Here is a 17077-nt window from a genome sequence, read left to right on the forward strand (position 1 = left end):
CGCAGCCTTTGGCGATTCGCGGATGAAAATCAAAGGCTATTTTTCACGAGACCCGATTAACAGCCGTTTTTCAGGGATTTCGCAGCGTATCACCAAGCGTGAGGCGCGGCTCCAGCGCGATGCGCACGGGCGCGCGCGCGGCCTCGGGATGGGCGGCATGGGCGGCGATGATCTCGGCCGCTTTGCGCCCGATCTCCAGCCGACAGGCATCCATCGTGGCCAGCCTGCGCGGCAGGCCATCGAGCAATTCCACCCCGTTGAACCCGGCAAGCCCGATGCTGCCGGGGATATCCGCGCCCTGCTCGAGCAGGTAAAGCAGCCCCCCCGCCCCGATCATATCATTGGAATAATAGAGGAAATCCAGATCGGACGTGCGCGCCAGCATCTCGGCGGTCATCTCGCGCCCCTTGGCCAGCGCCGATCCGCCGGAATAGAACTCCTGGTCCGCCACCTCGATCCCGGCCTTGGCCAGCGCCTCGGTGAACCCCTCGAAGCGTTTGCGCGCCCGGTGATCGAGCGGCATTTTCGTGCCCATGAAGCCGATCCGTCGATAGCCCGCCCGGATGATCGCCTGCGCCATCTGCTGTCCGGCGCGGCGGTGCGAGATGCCCACGACCGAATCGACCGGCGTGCCGTCCACATCCATGATCTCGACCACCGGGATGCCCGACGCGGCCAGCATCGCGCGGCTTGCCTCGGAATGTTCCAGCCCCGCGATGATCACCCCGGTGGGCCGCCAGGACAGCATTTCGTAGAGGACCTTTTCCTCCTTCTCCGGGCGATATCCGGTCAGCCCCACCACCGGCTGAAGCCCTGTCTCGTCAAGCACCTGGCTGATCCCGGTCATCACCTCGGGGAACACCATGTTGGACATGGACGGGATGATCACCGCCACCAGATTGACCCTCTGGCTGGCCAGCGCACCGGCGATCTTGTTGGGCACGTAGCCCAGCCGCCGCGCCGCCTCGAGCACACGCGCGCGTGTGGCCTCGGATACGTCGCGCTTGTTGCGCAGCACCCGGCTCACCGTCATTTCCGACACGCCCGCCGCCTCGGAGACGTCGCGCAGGGTCAGCGGGTGGTGATCGTTGGGTGACAAAAGAGGCGATCCAGATTGGAAACCGTTCCGAAGTGGTAGCCAAACCCGCCACGACGATCAAGCGCGCGTATCACGGCGCGGGCACCTCCAGCACGCGTTGCATGACCTGCGCGCCAAGTGCGAGGCCGGAGATCTGTCCGAAATGCCGCGCGCGCATCCGCCCTGCCCGGTCAAACAGCACCAGCGCCGGCGTCCCTTGCAGCCCCCATGCCGTCATTGTGCGCGGCAGCGCCCCATCGCCGGGCGCATCCACCGCCACCGGAAACCGGATGCGATATTCGTGCAGGAACGCCTCAAGCGCCACCGGCGGCATGGCGGCGTGATGCTCGAAAACCGTGTGCAGGCCGATAACCGCAACGTCACCGGGGTCGAATCCCGCAGCGATGCGCATGGCCTGGGGCAGGCCATGGCTCACGCAACCGGGGCACAGGATCTGGAACGGGGACTCCATTTAAACAGGAATCCCAACTAACATGGCAAGACCTGTCACGATCCGCCGCGCACCCGCGCCGCACGGTCGTCGCTCTGGCGGATATGCTCAGGGCATCGCGGCGGGTGCTGCATCCTCGAGGCGAAGCTGCACCACCTGCCGCCCGCCCCAATGGTTGATCTCCACCCGCCCCGCGAGATGGAACCGAGCGCCGCCGTGGTTCAGAAGTGCCGCCCCGAGCGGCCCCTCGGCGGCCCCGAAGGCGATGGCGTCAAGCGTGGCCCCCATCCCGTCATCGAGACGAAGCTTGAGATGCGCAGCCCCCAGAACCTTGGCAAAGCCGATCCGGCAATCGGGCAACACATGGCGCGGCCCCGGCGCGCCCGCCCCGAACGGCCCCGCGGCCTCGATCTGCTCGATGAGTTCCACCGTTGCCGCCCCCGGCATCAGCACCCCGTCAAGGCGCAGATCGGACGGCCCGCCCGTGCCCGCGCCCTGTCGTGCCAGCAGATCCGAGAGCTGCGCCATCGCCTCCTCCAGCCGGTCGCGCGCCACGGTCAGCCCGGCCGCCATCCGGTGCCCGCCCCCCTTCAGCAGCACCCCCTCACGCGCCAGACGTTGCACCGCATGACCAAGATCGACCCCCGAAATGGAACGACCCGAGCCCTTGCCTTCGGCCCCCTCCAGCCCGATCACCACGGCGGGGCGGTTCGCCGCCTCCTTGAGACGGCTCGCCACGATCCCCACCACGCCCGGATGCCAGCCCTCGCCCGCGGCCCAGACCAGCGGCGCGTCGAACCCCCGCGCCTCGGCCTGCGCCAATGCGGCGGCGCGCACCTCGGCCTCGACCGCGCGGCGCTCCTCGTTGAGCGCCTCGAGCCGAAGGGCAAGCGCGCGCGCCTCGTCCGGGTCGTCGGTGGCCAGCAGGCGCGCGCCCAGATCGGCCTGCCCGATCCGCCCGCCCGCATTGATGCGCGGCCCGAGCACGAAACCCAGATGGTAGGCGGCGGGCGCGCTGTCGAGCCGGGCCACATCGCCAAGCGCCACCAGCCCGGGCCGCGCCCGCCGCGCCATCACGCGCAGCCCCTGCCGCACGAAGGCGCGGTTGACCCCCACCAGCGGGGCCACATCCGCCACCGTCGCCAGCGCCACCAGATCGAGGAGCGCCATCAGGTCCGGCCCCGTCCGTCCTGTCGCGCGCAATTGCCGCCCCGCCTCGACCAGCATCAGAAAGACCACGCCGGCGGCGCACAGATGCCCCAGATCGCCCGATTCGTCCTGCCGGTTCGGGTTGACGACGGCGAGCGCGGGCGGCAGTGTCTCGCCCCCCAGATGGTGATCGAGCACCACCACATCCGCGCCCTTTGCCGCCGCCAGCGCCTCATGGCTCAGCGTGCCGCAATCAACGCAGATAATCAGGTCATGACCCGACGCCAGATCGCGCATCGCGGGCGGGTTCGGACCATAGCCCTCGTCGATCCGGTCCGGGATATAAAGCGTGGGCCGCGCCGCCCCCATCCGCCGCAGCCAGTCGATCAGAAGCGCCGCCGAGGCCCCGCCATCCACGTCGTAATCGGCAAACACGGCGATCCGCTCGGCACCCGCCACCGCGCGCAGGACCCGCGCCGCCGCCGCCTCCATGTCGCGCAAGGATCGCGGATCGGGCAAGAGGTCGCGCAGGGTGGGGCTGAGATAGGCCTCGGCCCCGTCCACCGGCACGCCCAGCCGCGCCAGCGTCCGACATAGCGCGCGCGGCAGCCCGGTCGCCTGCGCCATCGCTTCGGCCTGCCGCTCGACCTCGATCCCCGGCCCGATCCAGCGCCGCCCGGTCAGCGAGGTCTCGACGCCGAGATAGGCCGTCATGTCCGCGCCCGGGTTTCTTCTGGCCCGAAATATCCCGGGGGAGTCGCCGCTTGCGGCGACGGGGGCAGCGCCCCCTGCCTTGTCGCGGGCTCAGTCACGCGCGCTGCGATAGATCATGCGCCGCACCGATCCGGTGCGCGAGCGCATCAGCAGCGTTTCGGTCTCGACAAATCCGGGACGGCGATGCACGCCCTTGAGGATCGAGCCATCGGTGACGCCGGTGGCGGCAAAGATCACGTCGCCCGTCACCATCTCGTCGCGGGCATAGATGCGGTCGAAATCGGTAATGCCCGCCTTCGCCGCGCGCGCGCGCTCGTCCTCGTTGCGAAAGACCAGCCGCCCCCACATCTGCCCGCCCATGCATTTGAGAGCCGAGGCCGCCAGCACCCCCTCGGGCGCGCCGCCCGTGCCCATATACATGTCGATGCCGGTGCGCTCGGATTCCGCGCAATGGATCACGCCCGCCACATCGCCGTCGGTGATGAGATAAACCGCCGCCCCCGTCTCGCGCAATTCGGCGATCATCGCCTCGTGGCGCGGGCGCTCCAGCACGCAGACGGTGATTTCGGACGCACGACAGCCGCGCGCGGCGGCCAGCGCCTCCACCCGTTCGCGCGGCCCCATCTCCAGCGACACGACGCCCTCGGGGTATCCCGGCCCGATGGCCAGCTTGTCCATATAGGTGTCGGGCGCGTGCAGCAGCGTGCCGCGCGGGGCCATGGCGATGACGGTCAGCGCATTGGGCATGGCCTTGGCGGTCAGCGTCGTGCCCTCGAGCGGGTCGAGCGCGATATCGACGCCGGGTCCGTCGCCGGTGCCCACCTCCTCGCCGATGAAGAGCATCGGTGCCTCGTCACGCTCGCCCTCGCCGATCACCACCACGCCCTTGATATTGAGCATGTTGAGCTGTTCGCGCATGGCGTTGACGGCGGCCTGGTCGGCGGCCTTCTCGTCGCCGCGCCCGATCAGATCGGCGCAGGCAAGCGCCGCCTGTTCGGCCACGCGGGCAAGGCCCAGCGAAAGCATACGGTCGTTGAAAGCGATGTCGGAACTCATGGGGCGATCCTTGCTGAATGGGCTGTGAAAAAACTAGAGAGCGGCGGGCGGGCGCACAAGCCGCGCCTCAGACATGCTCGATCCGGAGCGCGACAGGGGCCGCGGCCAGCACGTCGAGACGGCGAATGGCGGTGAGCGCGGTGTCGAGCGCTTCGCGGTTGGTCTTGTGGGTGACGATAAGCACCGGGGCGGCGGCATCGTCGTGGCGGTATTGCCGCATCCGGTCGATGGACACACCGGCCTCGCCAAGGCAGGTCGCCACCTTGGCCAGCGCGCCCGGCTTGTCCACCAGCGCCATGCGCAGGTAATAGGGCGCGGGCGTGGCACAGCTTGCCGGCGTGCAGCGGGCAAGCGTCGCGGCGGGCTGCCCGAAGGTCGAGAGGCGCGTGCCGCGCGCGATGTCGATCACGTCGGCCATGACCGCGCTTGCGGTCGGCCCCATGCCGGCACCCGGACCGCGCAGCACGATCTGCTCCACCGCGTCGCCCTCGAGCACGACCATGTTGGTGCCGCCTTCCAACTGTCCCAGCGGGCTGGCGGCCGGGACAAGACAGGGGGACATGCGCTGTTCCAGCCCGCGCCCCGTCATCTGCGCCACGCCCAGAAGCTTGATCCGGTAGCCCATATCGGCGGCGCGGCGGATATCGTCGAGCGTGATCGACTGGATCCCCTCCAGCGCCACCGCGTCGAAATCCACCTGGCAGCCAAAGGCGATGGCGGCAAGCAGCGCCAGCTTGTGACCCGCGTCGATGCCGCCCACGTCGAGAGTGGGATCGGCCTCGAGATAGCCCAGCCGGTCGGCCTCCTCGAAGAGCGCGTTATAGCCCTGACCGGTGGCCTGCATCCGCGTCAGGATATAGTTGCAGGTGCCGTTCATCACCCCCATCACGCGGGTGATCGCGTTGCCCGCCAGCCCTTCGGTCAGGGCCTTCACCACCGGGATGCCGCCCGCCACGGCGGCCTCGAAGCGGATCACGCGGCCAGCCTCTTCGGCGGCCATCGCCAGCGCCTGCCCGTGATGCGCGAGCATCGCCTTGTTGGCGGTGACCACGTCCTTGCCGGTTGCAATGGCGGCTTCGGTCGCGGCCTTGGCGGGTCCGTCAGAGCCGCCCATCAGTTCCACGAACACGTCCACATCCTCGCGCCGCGCCAACGCCACGGGGTCATCCTCCCAGGCGTAGCCCGCAAGGCTCACGCCGCGATCCTTGTCGCGGGTGCGCGCCGAGACCGCGCTGATGGTGATCGGGCGACCCGTGCGCGCCTGCAACAGCTCTGCCTTCTGCCGCACGATGCGCACCACGCCGGTGCCGACAGTGCCAAGCCCGGCAATGCCAAGGCGCAGGGGGGTGGTCATGGGGGCGCTCCGATCCTCGTTCATGCGTCACTTGCGGCGCGATGTAACGGGTTCGCGGCGGCCATGCAACGCGGCTTGGGCACCCGAGGCCAAGGTTTCAGCCGCCGACACCAGCCTGCATGCGCGTGCGCGTCTCGCCGTCTATGGCGGGGCGGCGCAAGGCGGCGGCGCGCGCGCGCAACCGCTCGGCGCGGGCGTCAAGATCGGCCTGCGCCTCGGGCGTGGTGCGCGCCTCGGGCACGCGGGCGCGGATCGTCTCGGCGGGCACGAGGTTGGGAAAGGGCGCGGATTTGTCCATCGTGGCCGGATCGGCGTGCGGATAGGGGTCGGCGCAGGCGGCAAGCAGGCTCAGGAACAGAACGGCAGGGGCAAGGCGCATGAACGGACCCTTCGCGGCGCGGCAACGCCCTTTCTTGCCACCCTGCGCGGCCGGGGGCAAGCTTGGGCTTTGATCTGAACGCGCGTTCAGTTAAACCGGAGGCATGGCACGCACCCAAGGCTCACATTCCGACATCACCGGCCCGCGTGTGCGCGAGGAGGCCTTGCAGCTTTTCGCGCGCCACGGCTATGCGGCGGTGTCGATGCGCCAGATCGCGGGCGCGGTCGGCGTGCAGGCGGGCGCGCTCTACAATTACACGCCCGACAAGCAGACGCTGCTTTTCGACCTGATGCGCGCGCATATGGAGGATCTGCTGGCGGCCTGGGATGACTGCGCGCCGAATGGCACGGCGCGCGATGCGTTGGAAACCTTCACCCGCTTCCACATCCGCTTCAACACAAGCCGCGCCGATGCGGTCTTTGTCTCCTACATGGAGTTGCGCAATCTGGAGCCCGACAATTTCGCGGTGATCGAAGGGCTGCGCCGCGACTATGAGACCCGGCTGGAGACGATCCTGCGGCGGGGCGTGGCCGAGGGTGTCTTTGCCACGGCCGAGCCGCGCATCGCGGCGATGGCGCTCATTGCCATGTTGACAGGTGTCAACACCTGGTTCCGCGCGCGCGGGCGGCTGAGCCTCGCCGAAGTCGAGGCGCTTTATTGGGACATGGTGCGCAAGGCGGTGGCGGTGTGAGGCCCGCCGCTATTGCGGCTCGGGAACCAGCACCTCGCGCTTGCCCACGTGGTTGGCGGAACTGACCACGCCCTCATCCTCCATCTGCTCCACCAGACGCGCGGCCTTGTTGTAGCCGATGGCCAGCTTGCGCTGGATATAGGAGGTCGAGCATTTGCGGTCCTTCGCCACGATCGCCACCGCCTGATCGTAGAGCGCGTCATCGCCCTCGGCCCCGCCACCGGAGCCGAGGCCAAGCACGGCGTCGATGCTCTCGGCGCGGTCCTCGTCCGGGCCTTGCAGCACGGTGCCCACGTATTCCGGCGGCCCGAAAGCCTTGAGATGGGTGACGACCTCCTCCACCTCCTCATCCGACACGAAAGGCGCGTGGCAGCGGGTGATCTTGCCGCCCCCGGCCATATAGAGCATGTCGCCCATCCCCAGAAGCTGCTCGGCCCCCTGCTCTCCCAGAATGGTGCGGCTGTCGATCTTGGAGGTGACCTGAAAGCTGATCCGCGTCGGAAAGTTGGCCTTGATCGTGCCGGTGATGACATCGACCGAGGGGCGCTGCGTGGCCATGATGAGGTGAATGCCAGACGCCCGCGCCATCTGCGCCAGACGCTGGATGCAGGCCTCGATCTCCTTGCCCGCGACCATCATGAGGTCCGCCATCTCGTCGACGATGACCACGATATAGGGCATCTTCTCGGGGGCGAATTCATCGGTCTCGAACACCGGCTCGCCGGTCTCGTCGTCAAAGCCGGTCTGCACCGTGCGCGAGAACATCTCGCCTTTCTTCAGCGCATCCGCGACGCGCCCGTTATAGCCGTCGATATTGCGCACACCCATCTTGGACATCTTGCGATAGCGGTCCTCCATCTCGGCCACCACCCATTTGAGCGCCACGACCGCCTTCTTGGGGTCGGTCACAACAGGCGACAGCAGATGCGGGATACCGTCATAGACGCTGAGTTCCAGCATCTTGGGGTCGATCATGATGAGGCGGCAATCCTCGGGGCTGAGCTTGTAGAGCAGGCTCAGGATCATGGTGTTGATCGCCACGGATTTCCCCGAACCGGTGGTCCCGGCGATCAGCAGGTGGGGCATCTTGGCGAGGTTGGCGACCATCGGATCGCCGCCGATATCCTTGCCCAGGGCAAGCGGCAGCTTCTGATTGCCGTCGCCATAGGCGCGGCTCGACAGGATCTCGCGGAAACTTACCATCTCGCGGTTGTCATTGGGCAGTTCGATCCCGATCACCGACCGCCCCGGCACCGTCGAGACCCGCGCCGAAAGCGCCGACATCGACCGCGCGATATCGTCCGAGAGGCCGATCACCCGGCTCGCCTTGAGGCCCGGCGCCGGTTCCAGCTCATACATGGTCACGACGGGGCCGGGGCGGACGCTCACGATCTCGCCCTTGACGCCGTAATCGTCGAGCACGTTTTCCAGCATCCGCGCGTTTTCCTCCAGCGCCTCGTCGCTGAGGTGATGGCGCGTGACGTTGGAGGGGTCAGACAGAAGCGAGAGCGGCGGCAGTTCATAATCCGGCGTTTCGGGTGCAAAGGGCAGCGCGGGCTGTGCCTCGGCCATGGCGCGCGCCGAGGGGGCCATCGGTTTCGGCGGTGTGTGCTGCACCACCTTGCGCGTCTCCGGGACGGGGATGCGCAGCGGCGGGGCAGTCTCGGGCGCGAAATCATATTCCTCGTCGAAATCGTCCTCGATCAACGGCTCGTCATGGACCTCGGGCGCGGGCGGCACGGCAAGCGGGACCTGCCGCGCGGTCAGCGGCGGCTCGGGCGGCAAGGGCGCGCGCGGCACGGGCTTGAAGATCAGCGGATCGGGACCGCGCCCGCGCCCCTTGGTCAGGGGGGCCACGCTCTCGACCTGCACAGCGGGGTTCTGCCGCACGCGGGTGCGGATCGCGTCGGTGATACGCGCGCGGATACGGTCATCGGTGGGGGCTTCGGCATCATGCGCCTCGCGTTCCACCAGTTCCGGTGCGGGCATCGCCTCGGGCTTGCGCAGAAGCGACGGCATCCGCGCGAGCAGCCCGCCTTGCTTCTCGGCCACCGGGGCGGCTACGGGCAGGGCGTCAGCGCGGCGCACGCGCGCCCCGCTCAGCATGGGCTCGGGCCGCGCGTCGGGCCGGTCGGTTGCCACACGAACGGACGGTGCCACCGCCGCCATTGCGCGCCGCTCGGCCAGCCGCGCCTGCATCCCCTGCCCCGCCCGCGCCAGACCACCCGCACCCCGGCCAAGCCCCGCGCGCAACGCGGCATAGCTCATCACGACCCCGATCAGCAGGAACCGCCCCGTCCGGCGCAGTTCCGCGCCGCTGAAGCCCAGCACGAAGACCCCGACCACCAGAACCACCGCCCCCAGCACCAGCGACGAGAGCCGCAGGCCAAGACCGGCCTCGAACGGCAAAAGCCCCAGAAGCGCGCCGAGGATGGTATCGCCAAAGAGCCCCCCCAGTCCGAAACTGTGATGCGTGGCCCATTCCGCACCGGGGATCAGCGTCGCGGCATAAATCGACAAAAGCGCCAGCCAGACCGGCGCGAAGATCAGCCGCCCGGTCGCCCGCTCCTCGCCGCGATGCAGCACCAGCCGCAGGCCCCACGCCCCCGGCACCAGCGCAAAGCCCCAGGCTCCCCAGCCGATGATCATGAAAAGCGGCGCGGCGACCCCGGCCCCGGCGGCCCCCAGCCAGTTCCTGACCGGCCCATCGGTCGCGGCCATCCAGCTTGGGTCGGTCGGGCTGTAGGACCAGACCACAGCGGCCACCACGAGCGCCAGCGCCAGAAGCGCCAGACCCAGCAATTCCTTGCCGCGCTTTCCAAGCGCCTCGGCGGTGGTGCTGTCAAAGAGCGGCTCGCGCCCGCGTGTCTGATATGCCATTTTCCTGCTCACCCTCGCTCAACCGTAAAGACAGTCGCGCAGGCGGATCAGCCCTTGCGCCATCTCGTCTTCGGGGGCCACCAGAGCCACCCGGATATATCCGTGACCGGGGTTCGCGCCCCCGGCCTCCTGTCCCAGATAGGCCCCCGGCAGGACCCGCACGCCGGTCTCCTGCCAGAGCCTGAGCGCCGCCGCCTCGCCATCCGTGACCGGCAGCCAGAGGAAAAATCCCGCCTCGGGGCTGCGGTAACCGGGCAGGTTGCCCATGATCTCGTCGGCGCGGGCGTATTTGCGCCCGTAAAGCGCGCGGTTCTCCACCACATGCGCCTCGTCCGCCCAGAGCCGTGCTGCGGCGTGCTGCAAGGGCATCGGCAGGGGGCTTCCTGCATAATTGCGCAACTGCTTCATCTGCGCGATGCTCTGCGACCCTGCGACCACGAAGCCCGAACGCAGCCCCGGCAGGTTCGAGCGTTTCGAGAGGCTGTGAAAGGCCACGATCCGCTCGGGGTCCGCGCCCATTTCGTGAGCCACCTGCAACACGCCCACGGGCGGGCTGTCGCGGTATATCTCGGCATAGCATTCATCGGCGAAGATGCGGAAATCGTGCTTTTCCGCCAGCGCGATGAGACCCGCCCAATAGTCCCGCGACGCGACCGCCCCTTGCGGGTTGGACGGCGAGCAGAGATACGCCACCGTGACCCGGTCGAGCACCTCCGCTGAAAGCGCTGCAAAATCCGGCAGATAGCCCGTTTGCCGCGTGGCGTTGAGAAACAGGGGCTCCGCCCCCACGCTGAGCGCGGCCACCATGTAAACCTGATAGAACGGGTTCGGAAGCAGCACCACAGGCCGCTTGCCACGCTTTTCTTCGGGGCAAAGCGCCATCATCGCGTTGTAAAGCCCCTCGCGCGTGCCATTGAGGGCCATCACGCGGGTGTCGGGATCGAGCGTCAGGCCGTAGCGGCGGCCCACCCAACCGGTGATCGCCGACAAGAGCGCCGGCATCCCCTCATTGACCGGGTATTGGCCAAAGCCGCTGGCGTTTTCGGCAATGATATCGACGATCCACTCGGGAAAGGCGTGTTTCGGCTCGCCGATGGTCATATGAACGACCTCGCCCCCCGGCGCGTGCGCGTCGAGAAGCGCGCGAAGGCGCGGAAAGGCATAGGCCGGTAGGTTCGAAAACCGCTCGGGGAACATGGTATCTCTGCTTTACTGCCTCGGGGTCGGGGTCGTTGTCGCCCCGTTTGATTGGAATCTACCCCAAGCCCGGCCTTCAGGTCCAGCAAAACCAAGGGATTGACAGCGCAATTGTGGCATTTTGGCGAAACCGGGCCGTTGAAGGGTTGTTTGCAGCCGTGCGGGCGCGCCCTATACTGCCCCAAAGCCCGCCTTTTGCCCGAGGAGACACCATGAGACCGGGATTTCAACAGGTGATCGCCGCGCTTGTCCTTCTGGCGGGGCTTGCGCCCGGTGCCGTGCGGGCCGAAGCCGCGGCGCGCGCCGTGCACGTCTTTGGCAACAGCCTCTTTCACCATGTCACCGACAGCCCCGAGACGGCGGTGCAGTGGTGGCTGGCAGAGCTGGCGCGTGCGGGCGGCAAGGACTTCGCGCTGTCGGGGCAATGGGGCTTTCTGCGCGACTTCGCCCGCGACGGCGTGGCCGATCAATGGGCGCTCGACGGCGTGGAGCGCGCGCGCGGCCCGGTGGATGCGGTGATACTGACGCCCACGAATTTCATCCAGTATCAGGCCCCCGACCGGCCCTTTGACGGTGACAATCCCGACCGCGCCACGCCGCTCGGGGCGACGCTCGCCGCCATCGACGCCGCGCGCGCGACATGGCCCGACGCGCCCATCCTGATCTACGAGGGCTGGCCCGACATGGACGGCTTTACCCGCCGCTTTCCGCCCTCCACCCGCAATCTGCGGCGCTGGCACGGCTTTGCGCTTTCGGACTATCACGACTGGTATCGCGATTTCATCACCACATTGCAGGCCGAACGCCCGGGCGCAGAGATCGCCCTCTTGCCGGTTTCCTCGGTGCTTTCCGGCCTGCAAACGGGCCTTCTGGAGGATGTGCCGGTCGAGGCGCTCTATTCCGACGATTCCCCCCATGGCACGGCGACGCAATATTTCCTTGCCGCGCTTGTGACCTACACCGCCCTCTACCAGACCCCGGCCCCCGCCGATTTTGCCCTGCCCGACAGCCTGCACCCGCTGGTGCGCGCGCGCTACGCGCAGATCACAGACGAGATCGCGCAGGCGCTTGGCCTGCAAGACGAGGCGCGCGCGCCCGCCTCACAGACGCGGCAGGCGGGGATCGGGCTGGACAATCCAAGCCTCGGCATCGGGCTCAACGGGCTTTCGGACTGGTCCACGCAGCATCCGTTCATCGACGTGATGAAGACCGCGCGGCCCTGGATCGGCCATACCGCCTCGGACTGGGGGGCCTTCTCCACCGAGGCGCTGCGCGCGGGCGGCTATCTTGACGCGCATGGCTGGCCGCTTGCCCTGCCCGACGGCGCGCGCGCGCTGGAGGCCATGATCCTCACCGATCAACCCGAAGAGGCGGTGCATCTGCGCGGTCGCTACCTGCTGCGCTACGAGGGCGAGGGCGTGCTGCGCGTGACGGGGCGCGCCGACAATCTGCGCTACAACTACGACACCCGCGAAATCCGCTTCGACACGCGCCCCGGTGACGGGCCGGTGGTGCTGCAACTGACCCGGACCGATCGGGACAATCCGCTGCGCGACATCACCATCGTGCGTGAAGAGCATGAGACGCTCCATGCCGCGGGCGCGGTCTTCAACCCGCTCTGGCTGGCGCGAATCTCGGATTTGCGGCTCATCCGCTTCATGGACTGGCAGTTCACCAACGGGTCGGACCAGACCGTATGGAAGGACCGCCCCCTACCGCAGGATGCCACCTGGGTCTGGCGCGGCGCGCCGGTGGAAATCATGGTGCGGCTTGCCAACCGGATCGGGGCCGACCCGTGGGTCAACATGCCCCACGCCGCCGACGACGCCTATATGCGGGCCTTTGCAACCTATGTGCGCGACCATCTCGATCCGGGCCTCAAGGTGCATGTGGAATATTCCAACGAGGTGTGGAATTTCATCTTCCCGCAGGCCGTCTTTGCCCGCGACGCGGCGCTGGCGCTCTGGAATACCGAGGATGACGGCGCCTGGATGCAGTTCGCAGGGCTGCGCGCGGCGCAGATGGCCGCGATCTGGCGCGAGGTCTTTGCTGATGCGCCCGAGCGGCTTGTGGTGGTCGCGGGCACGCATACCGGCTGGCCGGGCCTGGAAGAGGCGATGCTTCTGGCCCCGCTGGCGCTTGAGCACGGTCAACTTGAAGCGCCGCCGGTGGAGCAGTTCGACGCCTATGCCGTCACCGGCTATTTCGGGCACGAATTCGGCGAGGAGGCGATGATCCCCAAAATCGAGGGCTGGATGAACGCCAGCCGCGCCGTGGCCCGCGCCCGCGCCGCCGAGGCCGGGACCGACGAGACGGCCTATCTCGCCGCCCATGGCGACGACCTGGCCTTCGATCTCGCCGCCGAGGCGTTGCGGCAAGGTTCGCTTGGCGAGTTCCTCCGCGACACCCTGCCCTATCACGCGCAGGTCGCCGCGCGTCACGGCCTGAGCCTTGTGATGTATGAGGGCGGCACGCATGTGGTGGGCCACGGCCCGACCGTCGAGAATGACGCGATCACCCGCTTTTTCACCGCATTCAACTACTCCCCCCAAATGGGCACGCTCTACGAGGAATTGCTGAGCGGGTGGCGCGCGGCGGGTGGCACGCTCTTCAATGGCTTTGTCGATGTGGCCAAGCCCTCGAAATGGGGAAGCTGGGGCGCGCTGCGGCATCTTGACGATGCCACGCCGCGCTGGCAGGCCCTGATGCAGGCCAATGCCGAGGCCCCGTCATGGGACGATCCGCGCCCGCCCGGCACCTTTTTGCACGGGGCCTATCTGCGCGCGGGCGACAATGGCGAGAGGATCGAGGGCACGGCGAAATCCGACATCATGATCGGGGGCGCGGGCGACGATGTGTTCGTCAGCCCCGGCGGCGACGATCTGATCCATGGCGGCGGCGGGCGCGATCTGGTGATCCTGCCGGGGGTGCGCGCCGAATACGGCTTCGGGCGCGAGGGGGCGCGCGTTATCCTTCAGGGGCTGGCGGGCACCGTCACGCTGACCGATATCGAGGCCGTGGAATTTGCCGACACGGCGGGCACCCCTGTCGCGCTCCGTGACCTGATGTGACGCTCAGCGCCGCATCTGCCGCCGGATCTCTGCCATGCTGAACGCACCCAGACCCTGCCCGACAATGCCATAGCTCGCCGCGCCCGCACCAATGAGCGCCAAGAGCGCCAGCCACCGCCAGCCCCCCAGCGCCAGCAACGGCCCGAGCGCCACGCCGGCACCCCACAGAACCGCGCCCATGATGGCCGAGGCCAGCACGATCCGCCACAGCCGCCGGTGAAACTGTGCGTCAAAGCGCACCACATCGCCATAGCCGCGCGCGCCCCAGACCAGTTGCGCCACCATCACCCAGGCCGCCACCGTCGTGGCCAGCGCCGCCGCGATCCAGCCCACGGCCCCGGCCAGACCAAAGGCCAGCACCGCGTTCACCACCATCGCCACCACCGCGTAGCGGAACGGGCTTTTCGTGTCCTCGCGCGCGAAATAGACGGGTTGCAGGATCTTCTGCATGACAAAGGCCGGCAGGCCGAGACCATAGACCGCCACCGCGAGCGCCGTTGCCACCGTGTCATCGGCACCGAAATTGCCGCGCTCGAAGAGCACCGACACCAGCGGCAGCGGAATGACCATCAACGCCACCGCACAGGGCACCGTCAGCGCCAGCGCCACCTCGCCTCCGCGCGACAGCGCCATGCGCGCGCCCGTGTCGTCCCCGGTCTTGAGCCGCCGCGAGAGATCGGGCAAAAGCACGATCCCCACCGCGATGCCCACCACGCCCAGAGGCAATTGATAGAGCCGGTCGGCGGAATAAAGCCAGCTTACCGCCTTGTCATATTGCGAGGCGACCAACTGCCCGACCACGAGGTTGATCTGCACCACGCCGCCCGCCAGCGCGGCAGGCACGGCGATGCGCACAAGCTGCGCCATCTCGGGCGTCCAGCGCGGGCGCACCAGCCCCAGCCCCAGCCCCGCCCGCCGCGCGGCGAACCAGACAAGCACCAGTTGCGCCGCCCCCGCCATAGGCACCGACCAGACCAGCGCCTCGACCACCGGCCCGCCCTTCCACGCCGCCAGCGCCATCGCGCCCATCATGATCGTGTTGAGGATGACCGGTGCCGCCGCCGCCGCCGCAAACCGCCCCGACGCGTTGAGCACGCCCGAAAACAGCGCCACCAGCGAGATGAAGAAGATGTAGGGAAAGGCGATGCGCCCGTAATCGACCGTCAGGGCGAACCGCGCGTCGCCTGCGAACCCCTCCGCCGTCAGCCATACGAGCCCCGGCATGAACACCATGCCCAGCCCGGTCAGGATCAGAAGGACAAAGCCCAGCCCCGACAGCGCCCGGCTGGCAAAGCCGATCGCGTCGCCCTCCCCCTCCAGACGCTTGGAGAACATCGGCACGAAAGCGGCGTTGAACGCGCCCTCGGCAAAGAAGCGGCGAAACATGTTGGGCAGGCGGAACGCCGCGACAAAGGCATCCATCAGCACGCCGGGGCCGACAAGGCTTGCCAGCATGACGTCGCGGCCAAAACCGAGGACGCGGCTCAGAAGCGTCCAGCCGCTGACGGTCAGGATGCCGGAAAGCAGGCGGACGGGTCTCATGGCGGGCCTTCTCGCTTGGGTCAGGCACCTCTAGCCCATCCCCCCCGACGCTGGAAGAGGGCGCGCGCCTGCCCCCCTCTCACCGGGCGGATCGCGGCACCTTCCCCCGGCTCCGCACCCATGCACGACCGCGGGGCCGCATCCTTCGAAAGATTCTTCAGAATCCCTCTTGCGTCCCCATGCGGATTTTCATAATCACCCTCCACACCACGCGTGGCCCGTTCGTCTATCGGTTAGGACGCCAGGTTTTCAACCTGGAAAGAGGGGTTCGACTCCCCTACGGGCTGCCATTTTATCAATTAAATCTTTGTTTTTAAAAAAATTTTTAAGATGCTGCCTAGCTTCCCGCCGCTTTAACCTGCCCTTATATAGTTACTGCAATGCAACACATTGAAAGGGCTGTTATCAGGCGGCCCGGTGCTGGCGAAAAAAAGCCCGGCGAATCCCGCCCGGCCCTTGTAGCTCTGGTGGAGGTGGCTACTCGGTCACACGCGCCAAGCCTGAACTCTCTTCCAGACCAACTTTAGAGTCAACAACCTCGAAATGAGGTGTTCCAGCGATAAGCCCTATGCCGATGCTACACTTAACGTAAGCCTGACTTGCATTAGTGGTATCTACAGGAATACCCTTCTCGACCTCAGTGCTTGCGCTGATGCGATACACTCCACTTGGAACATCCACAGAGAATGCTCCTCGAGGCTTGCATCGCTGCGTCGGAGCACCATTCACGTATACCATAGGCTGTATGGCGGTTCCGAATACCGATGGTCGATAAACCGTGATTCTACTCATCTCCGCAGCGACCGGTTCTGCTCGCGTTTCCTGCATCGTCGGTCCGGTTGCACATGCGGACACAGCCACAAGTCCGACTAGCGCTATGAATTTTTTCATTTTATTCCTTTGGATTTGAGGTGCTACAGTTGCAGACATATGGAACACGAAGTCAACATCAGCTTTGGCACAAATCTGAAGAAGATCGCCGCCTGGAGTCCGGCCTTCAACCGCGCCTTGGTCCCCTCCATGAAGTGTTGTAGCCTTTGACGATTGGAATCAGCTTTTGCAGGGGGGCGATACATGGGGTGGCTAGACTTAATTTTCGGCAAGGGAAACGCGAAGACAATCAAGAAGGTGCAGAAGGCCGCATCGGCTATTCAACCGAAGGTGACACCAGCGCCGAAAGCGACCGCGCCGAAGGTGCAATGGCAAAAGTCTGAGAAAGGAAATGACACTGCGGAAATTGACGGGTTTCGAGTAACCATTTTCAAGCAAGATGACGGCTGGAATTACTGCATCGCCGAAATCCTCGATGAAGAAGATATTGCAGATGGTGTGGAAGAAGCCCCCGAGTTTGGCGAGTGGTATCCGACCAAGGCAGAGGCCAAGAAAGCAGCATTAGAGGAAGTCGCCTGAAAAACAGGCGGTGCGTCGTCATCCCCCCCCCCCCGCACACTGGTGCCCCCGGCCCCCGGACGCCGCATCCTGCCTCTCCCCTGTCGCTAATCCACGCGAGCATGG

Annotated in this window: 12 protein-coding genes and 1 tRNA gene; 4 read left to right on the forward strand and 9 right to left on the reverse strand. The window is 67.0% G+C overall.

Going from position 1 to position 17077, the window contains the following annotated elements; genetic code table 11:
* Positions 1-70: 70 nt before the first annotated feature.
* From ABIE57_RS04685 to ABIE57_RS04710, 6 genes are all read right to left on the reverse strand, one after another.
* A complete protein-coding gene (locus ABIE57_RS04685; protein WP_354537851.1) occupies positions 71-1099 on the reverse strand; it encodes a LacI family DNA-binding transcriptional regulator in 1029 nt (342 codons plus the stop codon).
* Between the two features lie 70 nt (positions 1100-1169).
* Positions 1170-1550, reverse strand: a complete 381-nt coding sequence (locus tag ABIE57_RS04690; RefSeq protein ID WP_354537852.1) for a TlpA disulfide reductase family protein — start codon at positions 1548-1550, stop codon at positions 1170-1172.
* A gap of 87 nt (positions 1551-1637) precedes the next feature.
* Positions 1638-3392, reverse strand: a complete 1755-nt coding sequence (gene recJ, locus ABIE57_RS04695; RefSeq protein ID WP_354537853.1) for a single-stranded-DNA-specific exonuclease RecJ — start codon at positions 3390-3392, stop codon at positions 1638-1640.
* Positions 3393-3482: 90 nt separating this feature from the next.
* Positions 3483-4448 (reverse strand): class II fructose-bisphosphatase, encoded by a 966-nt coding sequence (gene glpX / locus ABIE57_RS04700; RefSeq protein WP_354537854.1) that lies wholly within the window; start codon positions 4446-4448, stop codon positions 3483-3485.
* Between the two features lie 67 nt (positions 4449-4515).
* Positions 4516-5802 carry a homoserine dehydrogenase gene (locus ABIE57_RS04705; RefSeq protein ID WP_354537855.1) on the reverse strand — a complete coding sequence of 429 codons (1287 nt, stop codon included), beginning with the start codon at positions 5800-5802 and terminating at the stop codon, positions 4516-4518.
* Between the two features lie 97 nt (positions 5803-5899).
* Positions 5900-6181, reverse strand: a complete 282-nt coding sequence (locus ABIE57_RS04710; RefSeq protein ID WP_354537856.1) for a hypothetical protein — start codon at positions 6179-6181, stop codon at positions 5900-5902.
* A gap of 103 nt (positions 6182-6284) precedes the next feature.
* Between ABIE57_RS04710 and ABIE57_RS04715 the strand changes: the two genes are divergently transcribed.
* Complete coding sequence (locus ABIE57_RS04715; RefSeq protein WP_354537857.1) at positions 6285-6872, forward strand: TetR/AcrR family transcriptional regulator; 588 nt, start codon at positions 6285-6287, stop codon at positions 6870-6872.
* A gap of 9 nt (positions 6873-6881) precedes the next feature.
* Here the strand turns inward: ABIE57_RS04715 and ABIE57_RS04720 are convergent, their stop codons facing one another.
* A complete protein-coding gene (locus tag ABIE57_RS04720; protein ID WP_354537858.1) occupies positions 6882-9752 on the reverse strand; it encodes a DNA translocase FtsK in 2871 nt (956 codons plus the stop codon).
* Positions 9753-9770: 18 nt separating this feature from the next.
* Positions 9771-10949, reverse strand: coding sequence for an aminotransferase class I/II-fold pyridoxal phosphate-dependent enzyme (locus ABIE57_RS04725; protein WP_354537859.1), 1179 nt, complete (start codon positions 10947-10949; stop codon positions 9771-9773).
* Between the two features lie 212 nt (positions 10950-11161).
* On the opposite strand from ABIE57_RS04725, the gene ABIE57_RS04730 reads away from it, so the two are divergent.
* Positions 11162-14020 (forward strand): calcium-binding protein, encoded by a 2859-nt coding sequence (locus tag ABIE57_RS04730; protein WP_354537860.1) that lies wholly within the window; start codon positions 11162-11164, stop codon positions 14018-14020.
* 3 nt (positions 14021-14023) lie between these two features.
* Here ABIE57_RS04730 and murJ read toward each other — a convergent pair whose 3' ends face one another.
* Positions 14024-15562: a murein biosynthesis integral membrane protein MurJ gene (gene murJ / locus ABIE57_RS04735; protein WP_354537861.1), complete on the reverse strand. Its 1539-nt coding sequence runs from the start codon at positions 15560-15562 to the stop codon at positions 14024-14026.
* A 215-nt stretch (positions 15563-15777) separates the two neighbouring features.
* On the opposite strand from murJ, the gene ABIE57_RS04740 reads away from it, so the two are divergent.
* Positions 15778-15852: transfer RNA gene (locus tag ABIE57_RS04740), tRNA-Glu, on the forward strand.
* Between the two features lie 784 nt (positions 15853-16636).
* Positions 16637-16972 carry a hypothetical protein gene (locus ABIE57_RS04745; RefSeq protein WP_354537862.1) on the forward strand — a complete coding sequence of 112 codons (336 nt, stop codon included), beginning with the start codon at positions 16637-16639 and terminating at the stop codon, positions 16970-16972.
* Positions 16973-17077: the final 105 nt, after the last annotated feature.

Origin of the sequence: Roseovarius sp. MBR-6 (genome assembly GCF_040547525.1) — a bacterium.
Classification (GTDB): domain Bacteria; phylum Pseudomonadota; class Alphaproteobacteria; order Rhodobacterales; family Rhodobacteraceae; genus Roseovarius.